Below are 15,280 nucleotides of genomic sequence, written 5' to 3'. Positions count from 1 at the left end.
TACAGGACACCGACCGAAGTGTTCATGGCGCATTTGCAAGAGGGAGGCTGATCCCCTACCCTTGAAGACGGGCATGACGCACTTGGGTTAGCTTCTCCACCGCAAAGTTAGAATGTCCTGATCCTGCAAAGTTAAAATGTCACTCTCCCCGCGTTTGATGACGTGGGAGATTGCGGATGGGATTGATTACGATGAGCGAGCGCGATCTGCAGCGGATCGAGATTTTGTCGAAAGTGATCGCCGGCCGTATGACGCTGGTGTCGGCGGCACATGTGCTTGAGCTGAGCGAGCGTCAGGTGCGTCGGCTGCTGGATCGGATCAGCGCTGGCGGTGCGGCGTCGATCCGGCACAAGGCGATCGGCCAGCCATCGAACAATCGGATCAGCGACGGGGTTCGAGATTATGCGGTGACGCTTGTTCGGGAACGCTATGTGGACTTCGGGCCGACCTTGGCGGCCGAGAAGCTTGCCGAGCGTGATGGGTTGCGTGTGTCGCGCGAGACGTTGCGCCAATGGATGTCGGAGGCCGGCGTGTGGCTGTCGCGCAAGCAGCGACGGACGTTTCATCAGCCACGATTGCGACGCGAGGCCTATGGCGAGCTGGTGCAGATCGACGGCTCGGAGCATCGATGGTTTGAGGATCGCGGGCCGCCGTGCTCGCTTTTGGTTTTCGTCGATGATGCGACGGGCAAGTTGATGCAGTTGCGGTTTGTGCGCTCGGAAAGCGCCTTCAGCTATTTTGAAGCGCTGGCGCTGTACCTCAGGCATCACGGGGCACCGGTCGCCTTTTACTCCGACAAGCATTCGGTGTTCCGGGTGGCGAAGAAGGATGCCAAGGCTGGCCAGGGCATAACCCAGTTCGGGCGTGCACTTTGCGAGCTAAACATCGAGATTCTCTGCGCAAATTCGAGTCAGGCCAAAGGCCGGGTCGAGCGGATGAACCGGACATTGCAGGATCGGCTGGTCAAGGAGCTGCGGCTGGCCGGTATCGGCGATATGGAGGCGGGCAACGATTTCTTGCAAACGTTCGTGGAGCATTACAATGCGCGGTTTGCGATTGCCCCTGCCCGGCCCGAAGACCTGCACCGGCCGATGAATCTGGCGCCGGGTCGATTGCAGGAGATCCTGTGCAAGCGTGAGCAGCGCTATGTTGGCGCACAGCTTACCCTGTCGTTCGACCGTAAGCGGATCATGCTGGAAGAGAACGATGTGACGCGTGGATTGGTCGGCCGCCATGTCGAGACTTATGCCTATGCAGATGGCCGGTTTGACGTACGCTGGAAGGGACACTCACTGCCGTATCGGGTGTTCGACAAAGACCAGCGGGTGACGTATGCGGCGATCACCGAGAACAAGCGGCTTTCTGATGTGCTGAGCTACATCAAGGAACGGCAGGACCAGATGCCTGTGCCAAAGGTCAAGACCAACAGCGAGAAGCGGGGTTACACGCCCCGCGGCCGTAAGCCGGGGCGAGGTCAGGATTTCATGAACGATCCGGCTGTGATCGAACGCCGCAAGGCTGCCCTGGCCAGGCTCGATGCCACGGAGTAACCCGTCGTCGCATAGTCTCAGAGCTAAAGCCGAAGGGGTGTTCCTCACCCGCCCGATCTGATCTTGCAACCGGATCAGCCGGTCAGATCGGGGCTGGTCGTGGTGCCGAGCGGCAGACCAAAGTGACATTTTAACTTTGCAAACCGGCGGACATTTCAACCTTGCCGCCACATATCTTTGGGGCTCCTCCACGAGCGCAGCAGTCAGATCTGCCGTTTTGCACCCCCCACTTTGACAAGCATCAAAGACAGTCGGCAAGAACGGCCTAGGCTCTCTCTGACCAAACAAGGAGAGCAATGCCATGAGCATCAAGACCGTGATGTGTGTTTTCAGCGTCGAGCGTTGGGATCAGGACATCAAGCAGGCGATCGAGTTCTGCGGAGCACAACGCGCGCACATGACCGCACTGGTAGTCTGCTTGGGCGGCGTGCCGGCGATCGCAACCTACGAAGCCATCTCGACCGTATGGCTGGACGAGCAGCGCAAGGAGATCGAGCGCCTCACCGAAGAGACGAAGGCGGTTCAGAAATTACTGGAGAGCTCCGGCCTCTCCTTCGATGTGCAGGAGATCTATACCGAGTTCGCCTGGGCAGATGAGGATATCGCCCAGCACGCACTTTATGCCGACCTCGTGCTGGTCGGCGCGCAAGCCGCCGGCGACGAGCCGCTTCAGCGCCGCATCGTCGATGGCGCCTTGTTCCAATCTCCGACACCGATCCTGATCAATCCGCGCATGCAAACGGTCTCGTCCTCTCCCAAGTCGATATTGCTCGCCTGGGATTCCAGTGACGAGGCGGCGCGCGCCACGCGCCAGTCGATGGAATTCCTGAAGGGCTGCGATGCCGTGCATGTGACGCTCGTGGACCCCGTTGCGAGGAGTTGGGAAAATGGCGAGGAGCCGGGAGCCGACATCGCGATGTTTCTGACCCGCCATGGCGTCAAGGTCGAAGTCGAGCGGGTTGCAAGCGGCGGCCGCCGGATCGACGAAACCTTGCGCCAGCATGCCGTTGACGTCGCCGCCGATATGGTGGTCATGGGAGCCTACAATCATCCGCGGATACAGCAGCGCCTGTTTGGTGGTGTCACTCGCTCGATGTTGAAGGATAGCCGGGTTCCACTGTTTCTGTCGCGGTAACGCCACCCCGCAGCCCGGGCGCCTGCCGGGGCTGCGGGATTTCGAATGTCCCAGTCTCTGTCGCGGGAGAACGCAATGAGGCCGCAGTTCCATCTGCCACTGACGACGCATCCGGAAGCGAGTTCATTCGCGATCATCGAGAACGCGATCCAGTTTGCCTTGCATCAAGGCGCTGATCTCGTTGCGAGTCTTGCGGCAGCGCGGCGTCACGGCCATGAAGCGGCGGCGACCTACTCCGACGACGACGAGTTTCAGGCGGACCGGTTCGATCGTGAGGTTGCCGCCCAGCTTGTCAGGCACTTGAAGGAACGCGCTGCCCGCGTTGCACTCGATGTCAGACTTATCCCGATTGAGGTGGAGGCGATGTCCGCAACGCTGCGGCTGGCAGAATTTGCGCGAGCCTACGACGTCACGATCCTGGAAAATAGCGAACTGGCACGACCGGTTATCGAGGGGCTCTTCTTTGATAGCGGCCGGCCGCTCCTCCTGCTGCCATCAGGCGAATACTACGGCCGCATCGACAATATCGCCATCGCATGGGACGGGAGCGCGACGGCGGCGCGCGCCCTCTCCAACGCCTATCCGATGATGCAGACAGCCACGCGCGCGACGGTCATTCGTGTCCGCGACGCAGCACTGTGGAGCGACGAGATCCTTGATCGGTATCTCGAAGCACTGGGACATTCCGGTCTCCAAGTCGAATTGGCCGCCCTGCACGGCAACGGAGAAGACATCCCAACCGCCATCCAGGATGCCGCGCTTGAAGGCCACGCCGACCTTCTTGTCGCCGGCGCCTACGGGCACTCGAAGCTTCGCGAAGCCATTGTGGGCGGGGTTACACGAGGGCTGCTCGACAACCTGAGGATCCCGACGCTCCTGTCACACTAGCTGAGCGCTCTCAACGCGTTCAGGACCACGGCCACATCGATCGCCTCCTGGATCAGCGCGCCCTGCACCGGCGGCAAGAACCCGGCACCGGCGACGATCATCGCGATGCTCGACAGCCCGATACCGACGCCCACGCTTTGAAGCGCAATGGATTTGGCGCGGCGGGCTATTCTCAGCCCCTCGACCACGCCGCCGACGTCGTTTTGGAGAAGGACCACGTCAGCGGCTTCCGCTGCCGCCGCAAGATTACCGCGCGCCACAGCCAAGCCAACACTGGCTGCTGCCAGCGCCGGCGCGTCATTGACACCGTCGCCCACCATCATCACATGGCCGCGCTCGCTCTCCCTGCGAACGATGCCGACCTTGTCGGCCGCACTGAGATCCGCCTCGACGGCATCAAATCGAAGATAGTCACCGATCGCCTTGGCGACCTCGAGCCGATCGCCGCTCGCCAGGACGGTCCGCCTTACCCCCAACGCGCGCAGACGTTCGACAGTATGGGCGGCCTCCGGCCTCAGACGATCCTCGAAGCGGATCGCACCAACAAGGCGCCCGTCGGCGCACACGAAGGCACTCGCCGACACGCCCGTTGCAGAAAGATCCGGCTCTACGCCCCGCGACCTCACGAATGCAGGGCCGCCGACGAGGACCTTCCTGCCGTCGACCAACGCTTCGACACCCTCCCCCGGGACTTCGGCGGCCTGCTCTGGTTTGCTCAGCGCGAGGCCCCGCCGTTGCGCTTCCGATACGATCGCCCGGCCAAGGCTGTGAGCCGATGCCAGTTCCGCCGATCCGGCCAGACGCAGCAGTTCATCCGGATGCTGCGTCCCAAGCACCTCCGCAACCTCGGGCGCTCCGACCGTCAGGGTTCCCGTCTTGTCGAATACCACGACATCCACCTTTGACAGCGCCTCGAGCACACCGGCACCTTTGACCAGGATCCCTCGACGCGCCGCCTTCGAGATGCCGGCGACCAGCGCAACGGGCACTGCAAGGATCAGCGGACAGGGCGTCGCGACAACAAGAACGGCAAGGAGCCTCGCACTGTCTCCCGAGGCGGCGACGGCGACGGCCGCCACCACCAGTGTGAGCCCTAGGAACCACAGCCCCATCCGGTCAGCCACCCTGTAGATAGGTGCCTTGGATGCCTTGGCTTTCTCAACCAGACGCAGGATATGCGCATAGGTGCTATCCTTGGCGGCCCTCGATGCCACCATGTCGAACGCTTCACCCGCGTTCGTGGCACCGCTTGCGACCGCCTCCCCCTGCATGATGCGCACGGGCAGTGGCTCGCCGGTCAGGGCAGACTGGTCGACGAGCGCAGTGGCGCTCTCCACCTGCCCGTCAACGGGCACCACGTCGCCCCGTCGAATGAGAAGACGATCTCCCGAGACGATCGCATCGATCGGCACTTCCGCGAATTCCTCGCCAGTGATCCGCAACGCGCTTCGCGGGACCCGCGAGAGCAGATCCGTCATGCCGCTTTCGGCGCGACGATGAGCGTAAAACTCGAGAAAATGACCACCGGCGTACATCACGGAGACGATCGCTCCGGCCAGATACTGGCCGAACCACAGGGCCGCCGCCATGGCCAGGGCCGCGATCAGATCGAGCCCGAATTCTCCCTGACGAAGCTTGCCCACGATTTCGATGACTAAGCACGACAGCACCAGGATGTTACTGAAGACCAGGAAAGCGTTGGCGATCGGGATTACACCAAGCAACTCCAGAGCGACACCGACCAAAACACAGGCCGCCGAGACAGCAAACAGGACAAGCGGCCAATAGCGCCTGGCGAAATCCATCATGCGAACTCCGACAAGAGCACTGCCGCCCAAAGCGATGTCAGGTGCGTCCACGCCGTCCCTCCCCTTGCAGATCCAGGCCGACAGAGCGTGACAGGAAGCCCCGGCCGTTCATTGATCTAGGACAATGTTCGCGGATGCGGGCTGCGCGACAACTAAAGCTCACAAAGCAGGGGAGGACGCGATGCTGGAGAACTATGTCATCTGCGAACTGCAACCGGACAATGCGCTTTCGGCGTTTGCGCTGGTCTGCAGCGTGGCGCCAACCTTCGAGGAAAAGGATTGGCATGGCCTCTTCGACGGCAGCCGACGATGGCGGTGTATCGGAGCAAGCGATCTGGCGGGGAGAGTGAGAGGGCTGGCGGTGTTCCGGTTCCTCATGCATCCGGAAGTCGGCTGGCTCATGGATGTGCCGATCTTCATCGCGCTTAGCGCGGCCGACCACAACCATCTTGCCGAGAGCCTGTTTGCGAGCCTGGAGGTCCAGGCGTCCGCTTGCCAGTTCATACGCGTTTGGAACAAGCTGCCGGAAAGCCTTGAAGAGTTGGAAGGCCCCGAGCTGTTTCGGCGCTGGAATCATGGCCTCATCTATCGCGTTCGACCGCAGGAACGCGGCCCGGCTTCGCTGTGAACACATAGCCGACCGATCGAACGGATTTTATGAGTTCGGGTCGAGCCGGATCGATCTCGATCTTTCGCCTTAGCCGCGAGATTTGCGTGTCGATCGACCGGTCGAAGGCGTCTCGCTCACGGTGTCTCGTCAGGTCCATCAGCATGTCGCGGCTGAGGACCCGGCCTGCGTTGCGCACAAATGCGTCCAGCATCTCGAACTCGCCGGTGGAAAGCTCGATCTCGATACTCTCGGGGTTGAGAAGCTTGCGCTTATCCCTGTCGAGCTGCCAGCCCTCGAAAACAAGTACGTCGTCCCCATTCGAAATCGGGTTGGGAGACGCCTTGTAGCGGCGCAAGATCGACTTCAGCCTCGCGTGAACCTCACGCAGGTGAAACGGCTTGACCACGTAGTCGTCCGCGCCCACCTCCAGGCCGACGACGCAATCGACGACGTCCTCGCGACCGGTGAGTATCATGATCGGCACATTTGAGCCGCTTCGTATTTCACGAGCGAGGTCTATCCCGTCCTGATCCGGAAGCACGAGATCGAGGAGCACGATATCGAAGTTCGCCGCGCCGAGGGCAGATCTCATTTCCTTGCCGTTCGCGGCACAGGTGACCTTATAGCCCTCCTGTTCGAAGTACCGCTGAAGCATCTGCCGGATGCGCGGATCGTCGTCGACAACAAGAATTTGCGTTTTGGCTTGAGACCCCACCGTCATCATCAGGACCGTCCCTGGATCATTACTGTCTAACGAACCCGAAATGCTGGATCGGGCGAGAATACGTCAGGATTCGCCTGCGTCAATCAGGCTTTCGGTCGCTCCTGGGGGACCGGTTCGCCACGATATCAGCTGCTGTTCATTTCCCTTCACCTTCTAGCCAGTGGGCACATCAAGCCGCGCCCAATGCGCCATCTCCTCCAGCGAGGAGGTACCGCCGCCACCTGAGGCGTGGCGAGTGGCGGCAGGAACAGCGGCCGATTGCTGCTCTACAGCCGCGGGCGTCTCGCAGAACATTTGCACGAGCATGTTCATCACGATCGCGACGCGCCCATCGGCGATCGAGTAATAGATCTGGCGCGATTGCCGGCGGGTCTCGACGAGGCCCGCTTGGCGCAGGTCCGCGAGTTGCTGTGACAGCGCGGGCTGCTTGAAGTGCAGATCCTCCTGGATTTCGCTGACGGAGCGTTCGCGTTGCGCAATGTAGCAGAGCAGCATCAGCCGGCTCGGCGTGCTGAAAACACGCATGAACTCCGCAGCCTCCGCGGCCTTGTCCTGCATCTCTTCGAGGGAAGGAACCATGCCGGTCATGCGCGTCGCTTTCGATAGTACCAGCTTTCGCCTTCGGGCATCTCGTCGATTTCCTCCATGGAAGCCATAGCAGGCTCGAATAGAGCGTCTCCGCGCTGCCATCCTTCAGGCGTCACCGCCCCTTCCCTTTCCGAAGTCTGCAACGCCTCGACAAGGCGAAGAAGTTCTCCAACCGATCGGCCGACATTCATCGGATACCAAACAATCGCGCGGATGACGCCCTTGGGATCGATCACATAGGTTGCCCGGACGGTTCCGCTGTTCGCCGACGCGCTGTCCAGCATCCCGTAAGCTCTCGCAATCACCATCGCCGAGTCCTCGATTACCGGGAACGGTATTTTGACCCCAAAGCTGCGCTCGATATCCCGCAACCAGGCGACATGAGAGTAAAGGCTGTCGACCGACAACCCGAGGAGATCGCAGCCAAGCCCAGCAAAGCTCTGGTGAGCGCGTGCGAAAGCGATGAACTCGCTGGTGCATACCGAGGTGAAGTCCGCGGGATGGGAAAAAAACAGCAGCCAACGCCCCCGATATTGTGAAAGCGATACCTCGCCAGCGGTGGAGCGGGCCGAGAACCCGGGCGCGACGTCATTGATCCGCAATGCCGCCGGCACGATCCCCGCCCTATCGCTCGATCCGTCCATTTCTCTCTCCGCTTGCTCAACGCATCATTATGGTGACAACGAAAATATACACTTGCACATTTAATGTAAATATATATTTTAGAATCATCAAATGGAAAGTACCATGCCAACTCCCGCTACCGATCCAAACCTCACCCACGCGCTCGAGATCGTCCGCCAAGGATTGCCGGATCACTCCAAGCGCCCCATCGTCCGCTCATTCTTCGATCCGGCGACCTACACCGTTAGTCACGTCGTTCGCGATCCGAACTCGAAGGCCTGCGCTATCATCGACAGTGTGCTCGACTACGATCCGGCATCCGGTCGAACGACGAATGCTTCCGCGAGGGCTCTCATCGACTACGTGCGGTCCGAGGGACTAGAAGTGCACTGGCTGCTGGAGACGCATGCCCACGCGGATCACCTCTCCGCCGCACCGCTTCTCCAGGCGGAGCTCGGTGGCCAGCTCGCCATCGGTCGCGAAATCGTTCGCGTTCAGGAGGTCTTCGGCAAGATCTTCAACGCCGGGACAGAATTCCAGCGAGACGGAAGCCAATTCGACCAGCTCTTCCAGGATGGCGATCGCTTCAAGATCGGCGATCTGGAGGCCACAGTCCTTCATGTGCCCGGCCACACCCCGGCCTGTCTAGCCTATGTCGTCGGCGATGCCGTTTTCCCGGGTGACACACTCTTTATGCCTGACTATGGCACCGCGCGCTGCGATTTCCCGGGTGGTGACGCCCGGACGCTCTACCGTTCCATCAAGCGTTTGACCCAGCTTCCGGCGGAGGCACGCATGTTCATGTGCCATGACTACAAGGCGCATGGCCGCGATCACTACGCCTGGGAAACGACCGTGGGCGCCGAGCGCGATGGCAATGTCCACGTCCACGAGGGCGTGACCGAAGACGAATTTGTCACGATGCGCAATGCGCGTGACGCCACGCTGGCGATGCCGAAGCTGATCCTGCCGTCCGTGCAGGTCAACATGCGCGGGGGCAAGCTGCCTCCGGCGGAAGACAACGGTGTCCAATACCTGAAGATCCCGATCAACGCGCTGTAGGCACACATGTCCCAACTCAGTTACATATGGCCGCTCTCCGGCGGATTGCTCATAGGCCTCTCGGCGGCGCTTTATCTGCTGCTGGATGGCCGCATCGCCGGCATATCCGGCCTGGTCGCCTCAGCCTTCGGGTGGACGGGAGCGGGCGTCAGCCCGCTCGGCATCGGCTTCATGGGAGGAATTATTGGCGGCGCCGGGGTGGCATTTGCTTACATCAGGCACGCCGAACTCACGATATCCTCGTCGCCGCTGCTGCTGATCGCCGGCGGTTTGCTTGTGGGCTTCGGCACACGGCTCGGCTCGGGCTGCACCAGCGGTCACGGCGTCTGCGGCCTCGCAAGGTTGTCGCCGCGTTCGATTGTGGCAACTGGCACCTTCATGGCCGTCGCGGCACTGACGGTTTTCGTGACGCGTCATCTGATCGGAGGCGTGGCATGAGCAACCGAATTCTCGCCTCGATCCTCTGCGGCATCCTTTTCGGCATCGGCCTCGTCGTTTCGGACATGGTCAACCCGGCCCGCGTCCTCGCCTTCCTCGATGTTGGCGGGAACTGGGATCCCTCGCTTGCCTTTGTGATGGGCGGTGCACTGATCCCGTCATCCATCGCCTATGCGATCAAGAGGTCTCGATCCCGCCCCGCGCTCGATACCCAATTCCATGTGCCGACCAGCCGCTCCATCGACACCAGGCTCGTCCTCGGCGCGGCTCTCTTCGGCCTTGGCTGGGGTCTCGTGGGCCTTTGCCCCGGGCCGGCCATCGCATCGCTCGTTACCGGCCGTTGGGAGACCGCCCTGTTCGCCGTCGCCATGCTGGCCGGCATGTTCGCCTATCGCATCGTCCAATCCGGGCAAAGCACGCAGCTTCAGCTGCGTTGAGTATCAGGAGAGGCCGTCCGACGGCCCAAGATCATCGCCATGTACCTCGATCCAATGCAATATAATCTCGGGGCCGTTTCCGGCGCAGTTGTCGGATTCACACTCGGAATGTTCGGCGGTGGTGGGTCAATCCTTGCTGTTCCCCTGATGGTCTACCTCGTCGGGGTTCCGAGCGCTCACCTGGCGATTGGAACGAGTGCCTTCGCGGTCGCCGCCAACGCATTCGCCAACCTTCTCGGGCATGCGAGGCTTGGCAACGTCAAATGGCGCTGCGCGGGCATCTACAGTGTAGCAGGCATCATCGGTGCGTTCATTGGCTCGAGTATTGGGAAGATGATCGATGGACAGAAGCTGCTCTTCCTCTTCGCTCTTCTCATGCTCGTCATCGGCATTCTGATGCTCCGCAAGCGGGGCGCAGACGGCGACCCGGGGGCGCAATGCTCACGAGAAAACGTGCACAAAGTCGCCGGCTTTGGCGGACTGACTGGCATCTTCTCCGGTTTCTTCGGCATCGGCGGGGGCTTTCTGATCGTTCCCGGCCTGATTGCGTCGACGGGAATGCCCATCATCTTCGCGATCGGTTCGTCGCTTGTCGCGGTTACCGCGTTCGGGCTGACGACAGCGCTGAACTATGCCCTGTCCGGATATGTGGACTGGCTGCTTGCGGCGGTTTTCATAGCTGGCGGCGTAGTCGGAGGCTTGGTCGGCGCCAATCTCGCCAGGCATCTTTCGGCGCGCAAGGGCGTTCTGAACAGCCTGTTCGCAGCACTCATCTTCGCGGTCGCCGCCTACATGATCTATCGGAGCGTCGGACAGCCCTCTGTTGCCTGATATCGGCAAAACGACACGCCGACAGGAAACCGACAGCTTGGCAGCCGTATCGATGTCCCCGTCGCCCGCAACGGGCACCAACAGAGGACATTTTTCATGACGCTGAAGCTTATCGCCGCTATCGCCATCGTATCCGCAACACCCGCGTTGGCGCTCGCCAGCCCGAGCTGCACCGCCGAGCCGAAGTCCAAGTGGATGTCGGAAGACGCCATGAAGGCGAAGATCGACGCCATGGGCTACAAGGTGAAGACCTTCGAGATCACGGGCAATTGCTACGAGATCTACGGCAAGGACAAGAGCGGCAATCGGGCAGAGGTCTATTTCAATCCGGTGTCCGGCGCCATTGCCCAGAAGGGCGACTGATATGACATCCGTCTCTAAGAAGAAGGAGGGCTCAGTGCCCTCCACCTCCGCCCAGCGCACGGTGAAGGTCTGGGATCCCATTGTCCGGGCGTTTCATTGGACCGTGGTCGCCGCATGTGTGCTCAACCTCTTCATCCTTGAGGAGGGCAAATACTGGCATCGCGTCACCGGTTATGTCGTGGCCGCCGCTATCATCATCCGTGTTGTTTGGGGCTTCGTCGGCACGAAACATTCCCGCTTCAGTGATTTCCTGCCCACCCCTTCGAAAGTGGTTGGTCAGATCCTCGATATCGTCGACAGGAACGAGAAGCGATATGTCGGCCATAACCCGCTTGCCTCGGTGATGATGCTTTGCCTGATGGCCTTGCTGGCAGCAACCGCCCTGACCGGCTGGATGACGACGCTCGACGCCTTCTGGGGAGAAAAGTGGCTGAAGGAATTGCATGGTACGATCGCCAACAGCATCATGGTGCTCGCCTTCATCCATGCCGGCGCCGCCGTCGTCGAAAGCTGGAGGCACAGGGAAAATCTGGTCTGGTCGATGGTTACTGGTCGAAAGAGAGCATGAGAATTCTGCTGATCGAGGACAGCTTGCGGCTTCGCGAACTGCTTTGCGAAGCCATCAGAAGCGTGGGTTGGAAGATCGACGCTTTCGAGACAGCACAGGAGGGCCGTCTTGCGCTTGACGGTGCCGACTACGATCTGCTGCTTCTTGATCTGGGGTTGCCCGATGAAGACGGAATAGACGTATTGAAATCACTGCGAGCAGCAAGAGTTCAGACGCCCGTCCTCGTACTGACGGCGCGCGGAGCGATCGACGAGCGTATCGCTGGCCTGGACGCAGGCGCCGACGACTACCTCGCGAAGCCTTTCCACAACGGAGAACTCATCGCGCGCATTCGTGCATTGATACGCCGTGCCCCGCACACGACCATGCCGACATTGGAATTCGCCAACCTCACATTCGAGGTCGCCTCGCAACGGGTAGCCTGTGCAGGCGTCGACATCGCGCTCGCCCCTTCAGAGAAGGATCTGCTTGAACTCCTGATGCGCAATGGCGGCAGGGTTGTCTCCAAGGCCAAGATAGAGCACGCATTTTCGGAATACGGCGACGAGAGAAGCACCAATGCCGTCGAACTGGCGGTATCCAGGCTGCGCAAGAAGCTTGAAGGCCATCCAACCGGCTCGTCGATCGAAACGGTCCGGGGCGTCGGATACATGATGCGCGAGGAACGCGCGTGAGCCGCGCTCACCCTACCCTCGGCGCGATCCTGACAAAACGGATCGCATTCTTCGCCGTGCTGGCCATGGTCCTGCAGCTTGCCGTGATTTTCTCGGACTACTACTGGAATGTCGGCGAGCTGTCGCGTCTGTTCGTCGAACAGGAGACCGAGCGGCTGGCCGCAGGCATCACCATCGATGGCCAAAGCGTGCAATATCGGCTCCCCGATAATGTCAGGCAGCGTTACCACGAGCGATCGACCGGCTACGTCGCTCGAATTCGCGACGCCAGCGGCGCGCTGGTATTCGAGTCTTGCGACGAAGCCTGCGAAAACCGCTTCCTTCCAGCCGACGTCAACCCGCCGGATTTCTGGCTCCGATCTCTGCGACCCGGCAAGCCACTGGCCTTGGTCGGCGGCCGCGCGTTCCTGATCGGAAATCAACGGTTCGTCGTTGATGTCGCAACGATCGATGATCCGCAGAATGTGGTCTCCTCCGTATTCTGGAACGAAGTCATCGAACATATGCTGGTGCCAATGAGCATTCTGCTCGTCCTGGTACTCGGGGCTACCCTGTTGTCCGTCCGTCAGGCGCTGAAGCCTGTCCGCGCCGCTGCGGACGCTGCCGACAGCATTGATCCGATGGATGCTCGCTCGCACCTGAATTTCGATGGAATGCCACGGGAGGTCGCCCACCTCGCGATCGCCGTGAATCGCGCGTTTGAGCGCGTCGGCGAACTGATGGCTTCGCAGAAGCTATTCACATCGGGCATCGCGCACGAGATCCGCACGCCTCTCGCTGCCATGAAGCTTGAGCTCGGCAACATCGATCATCCTCGCGCCCGCAGGGCAGAAGCCGATCTGGACGACCTCGTGTGCTTTGTCGCGGAGCTGACCACCCTCGCCCGTCTCGATAGCTTTGACCACGGTATCTTCGAAGCCATTGATCTAGTTGGACTGTCGTCCTCCGTCGTCGAGCAGCTCGCCCCCTGGGTCTACGAGCACAATCATTCGCTCGAGTTCAGTCCCGAGGTGCCGACTGCATCTATCCGGGGCGCACCCGCTCTCTTGAAGGATGCCTTGCGCAACCTCGTCGAAAACGCTGTACGCCATACACCCAAGGGGACGGCCATCGTTGTGCACGTGGGCAGCAACAAGATCCGCGTCGAGGATCGGCATGCGGGCGAAATCCGAGCCGAAGCAAAGACAACCGATCACGCCGACAGCTTGGGCATCGGCTTGAAAATCGTCGCGCGGATCGCCGAATTGCACGGAGGCGCCCTTCGGCAGTCGACGACCAGGTCGGGGCACGTCTTCGAGATCACTCTCGCCGATCAGCCCAAACACGTCCCATTCCGCCACGAATAGGGGACGGCGCCGATCGATCGGCAAGCGACTTTTACCGCTCGTCGACAGACTGCCACATGCCAGTTTGCGCTTGATCAATGCGCCTGCCACGCTTTGTCCTAAGCCTGTTCCTGCACTCTTTCGAGACAGGAGATGAGCCATGGCCGGCGATTGCGTCCCCTACCGTTTGCGCAGCGTGGCAATGGCCGTCGGTGCACTGCTCTTCATCCTCGGCTCGTTTGATATTGCCGATGCGAGACAACCGCTCTCTGCATCTCTTGCGCCGATGTCTCTTGCACCGATGCTCAGCCGTGTCATTCCGACGATCGTGAGCATATCGGTGCGCGGAAAATCGGCAGACCAACAGGATGATACGCTATACCTGACACCAGGAGCACAGAGCCGACCGTCGTCGAGTGGCACCGCCGTGGGCCAGACCTCCGAGACCACGGGAGCCGGGATTATAACGGATGCGCAGCACGGCTACATCCTGACGAACAACCACGTCATTGAAGGCGCCACCTCCATCAAGGTGACGATCGCCAGTGGCGAAACCTACGACGCGGCGACCGTTGGAACCGACGGGCAAACCGACCTGGCCGTTATCAAGATCAAGGCGGTTGGTTTGGCGCAGGCCGTGCTGGGGGATTCCAGTTCTCTGAAGGTTGGCGATTACGTTGTCGCAATCGGCACCCCTTATGGCTTGGGCAAGTCCGCGACCTTCGGCATTGTCAGCGCGCTGGATCGATCCGGGCTGGGGTTGAGTTCACAGGAGGGCTTCATCCAGACCGACGCATCCTTGAACCCCGGCAACTCCGGAGGTGCACTCGTGGATCTGGAGGGCAAGGTCGTCGGCATCAACACGGCAATCCTCGGACCGTCCGGAGCAAACATAGGCATTGGATTCGCGGTGCCGATCAACACCGCGAGTGTGATCATGCGCGAACTCGTTGCTCATGGAGAAATTCGCCGTGGCCAGCTTGGCGTGCAGGTTCAAGATAGCAGCGCGGATTTCGCAAAGGCCCTTGGCGTCGATGCCACCACCGGAGCCCTGATAAATGAGGTCCTCCCTCAATCTCCGGGCGAAAAGGCCGGTCTCATCGCAGGTGACATTGTCGCTGCCGTCGACGACGTGTCGATCTCCGGCGCGGCGCAACTCAGCGCACGGATATCGGCCCTTCCACCGGAAACCGTCGTGAAGCTGACTGTCCTACGACGCAGCGGCAAAGCCGAGATCACGGCAAGACTAGGAACCGCCTCCGCGGCGGACGCGACGAGTGGATCTGTCGACTATGTGGATGGCGCGGGATTGCTCGACCAGACCACGCTGCAGACCCTCGATAGCGCATCCGACGCATTCGGAAAGGTGCAGGGTGCCGTGATTTCCTCTATTTCAGACAGCAGCCCCGCCGCAGCCGCCGGCCTGCAGCCAGGCGACGTCATCATCAGCGTTAACCAGACCAACGCGACGACGCCGCAGATGGTGGTCGACCTGTCAGAGGCCGCGACGGACGTCCTGCTCCTCGGAGTTTTTCGGGACGATCACAAGACCTTTTTCGTGTTGAAGCGGTAGACCGCATCGCCGATAAAACTTGCCGCCCTCGCCCATGGGCGCTTGGTGACGCAAGTTTGATCCAGTGCAATGCAGCGCCGCT

At 60.9% G+C, this 15,280-nt stretch carries 17 protein-coding genes; 13 read left to right on the top strand and 4 right to left on the bottom strand.

Going from position 1 to position 15,280, the window contains the following annotated elements; translation table 11 throughout:
• Positions 1-176 precede the first annotated feature (176 nt).
• The 3 genes from A6U87_RS08380 to A6U87_RS08370 all read left to right on the top strand — a co-directional run bounded on the left by A6U87_RS08380 (position 177) and on the right by A6U87_RS08370 (position 3,573).
• Positions 177-1,550, top strand: a complete 1,374-nt coding sequence (locus A6U87_RS08380; RefSeq protein ID WP_065690794.1) for an ISNCY family transposase — start codon at positions 177-179, stop codon at positions 1,548-1,550.
• 301 nt (positions 1,551-1,851) lie between these two features.
• On the top strand, positions 1,852-2,685 hold the full coding sequence (locus A6U87_RS08375) for a universal stress protein (protein WP_065690793.1): 834 nt from the start codon (positions 1,852-1,854) through the stop codon (positions 2,683-2,685).
• Positions 2,686-2,760: 75 nt separating this feature from the next.
• Positions 2,761-3,573: a universal stress protein gene (locus A6U87_RS08370; protein WP_065690792.1), complete on the top strand. Its 813-nt coding sequence runs from the start codon at positions 2,761-2,763 to the stop codon at positions 3,571-3,573.
• Here A6U87_RS08370 and A6U87_RS08365 read toward each other — a convergent pair.
• On the bottom strand, positions 3,570-5,432 hold the full coding sequence (locus A6U87_RS08365) for a heavy metal translocating P-type ATPase (RefSeq protein ID WP_244499450.1): 1,863 nt from the start codon (positions 5,430-5,432) through the stop codon (positions 3,570-3,572). The two genes, A6U87_RS08370 and A6U87_RS08365, sit on opposite strands and share 4 nt — an antisense overlap.
• Before the next feature lie 130 nt (positions 5,433-5,562).
• On the opposite strand from A6U87_RS08365, the gene A6U87_RS08360 reads away from it, so the two are divergent.
• Entirely contained in the window at positions 5,563-6,009 is a 447-nt protein-coding gene (locus A6U87_RS08360) for a hypothetical protein (RefSeq protein ID WP_065690791.1), read from the top strand.
• Here the strand turns inward: A6U87_RS08360 and A6U87_RS08355 are convergent.
• From A6U87_RS08355 to A6U87_RS08345, 3 genes are all read right to left on the bottom strand, one after another.
• Positions 5,963-6,712, bottom strand: a complete 750-nt coding sequence (locus A6U87_RS08355) for a response regulator (RefSeq protein WP_065690805.1) — start codon at positions 6,710-6,712, stop codon at positions 5,963-5,965. The genes A6U87_RS08360 and A6U87_RS08355 overlap by 47 nt on opposite strands.
• Before the next feature lie 156 nt (positions 6,713-6,868).
• Positions 6,869-7,303, bottom strand: coding sequence for a metalloregulator ArsR/SmtB family transcription factor (locus tag A6U87_RS08350; protein ID WP_065690790.1), 435 nt, complete (start codon positions 7,301-7,303; stop codon positions 6,869-6,871).
• Positions 7,300-7,947 carry a peroxiredoxin gene (locus A6U87_RS08345; protein ID WP_065690789.1) on the bottom strand — a complete coding sequence of 216 codons (648 nt, stop codon included), beginning with the start codon at positions 7,945-7,947 and terminating at the stop codon, positions 7,300-7,302. The genes A6U87_RS08350 and A6U87_RS08345 overlap by 4 nt, the downstream gene beginning before the upstream one ends.
• Positions 7,948-8,050: 103 nt before the next feature.
• Between A6U87_RS08345 and A6U87_RS08340 the strand changes: the two genes are divergently transcribed.
• From A6U87_RS08340 to A6U87_RS08300, 9 genes are all read left to right on the top strand, one after another.
• Entirely contained in the window at positions 8,051-8,989 is a 939-nt protein-coding gene (locus A6U87_RS08340; protein ID WP_141683928.1) for an MBL fold metallo-hydrolase, read from the top strand.
• Positions 8,990-8,995: 6 nt separating this feature from the next.
• Positions 8,996-9,427, top strand: coding sequence for a YeeE/YedE family protein (locus A6U87_RS08335; protein ID WP_065690787.1), 432 nt, complete (start codon positions 8,996-8,998; stop codon positions 9,425-9,427).
• Positions 9,424-9,864, top strand: a complete 441-nt coding sequence (locus A6U87_RS08330; RefSeq protein ID WP_065690786.1) for a YeeE/YedE family protein — start codon at positions 9,424-9,426, stop codon at positions 9,862-9,864. The genes A6U87_RS08335 and A6U87_RS08330 overlap by 4 nt, the downstream gene beginning before the upstream one ends.
• Before the next feature lie 39 nt (positions 9,865-9,903).
• Entirely contained in the window at positions 9,904-10,695 is a 792-nt protein-coding gene (locus A6U87_RS08325; protein WP_065690785.1) for a sulfite exporter TauE/SafE family protein, read from the top strand.
• A 96-nt stretch (positions 10,696-10,791) separates the two neighbouring features.
• Positions 10,792-11,058, top strand: coding sequence for a PepSY domain-containing protein (locus tag A6U87_RS08320; protein ID WP_065690784.1), 267 nt, complete (start codon positions 10,792-10,794; stop codon positions 11,056-11,058).
• 1 nt (position 11,059) lies between these two features.
• Positions 11,060-11,626, top strand: coding sequence for a cytochrome b/b6 domain-containing protein (locus tag A6U87_RS08315; RefSeq protein WP_065690783.1), 567 nt, complete (start codon positions 11,060-11,062; stop codon positions 11,624-11,626).
• Positions 11,623-12,300: a response regulator transcription factor gene (locus A6U87_RS08310; protein WP_065690782.1), complete on the top strand. Its 678-nt coding sequence runs from the start codon at positions 11,623-11,625 to the stop codon at positions 12,298-12,300. The genes A6U87_RS08315 and A6U87_RS08310 overlap by 4 nt, the downstream gene beginning before the upstream one ends.
• On the top strand, positions 12,297-13,646 hold the full coding sequence (locus tag A6U87_RS08305) for a HAMP domain-containing sensor histidine kinase (RefSeq protein WP_065690781.1): 1,350 nt from the start codon (positions 12,297-12,299) through the stop codon (positions 13,644-13,646). Before A6U87_RS08310 ends, A6U87_RS08305 begins: the two co-directional genes overlap by 4 nt.
• 139 nt (positions 13,647-13,785) lie before the next feature.
• Complete coding sequence (locus A6U87_RS08300; protein WP_065690780.1) at positions 13,786-15,198, top strand: trypsin-like peptidase domain-containing protein; 1,413 nt, start codon at positions 13,786-13,788, stop codon at positions 15,196-15,198.
• Positions 15,199-15,280: the final 82 nt, after the last annotated feature.

It is taken from the genome of Rhizobium sp. AC44/96 (genome assembly GCF_001692185.1).
Taxonomy (GTDB): Bacteria; Pseudomonadota; Alphaproteobacteria; order Rhizobiales; family Rhizobiaceae; genus Rhizobium.
The sequence above is the reverse complement of the archived record's forward strand: the minus strand, read 5'-3'. Positions and strand labels throughout refer to the sequence as shown.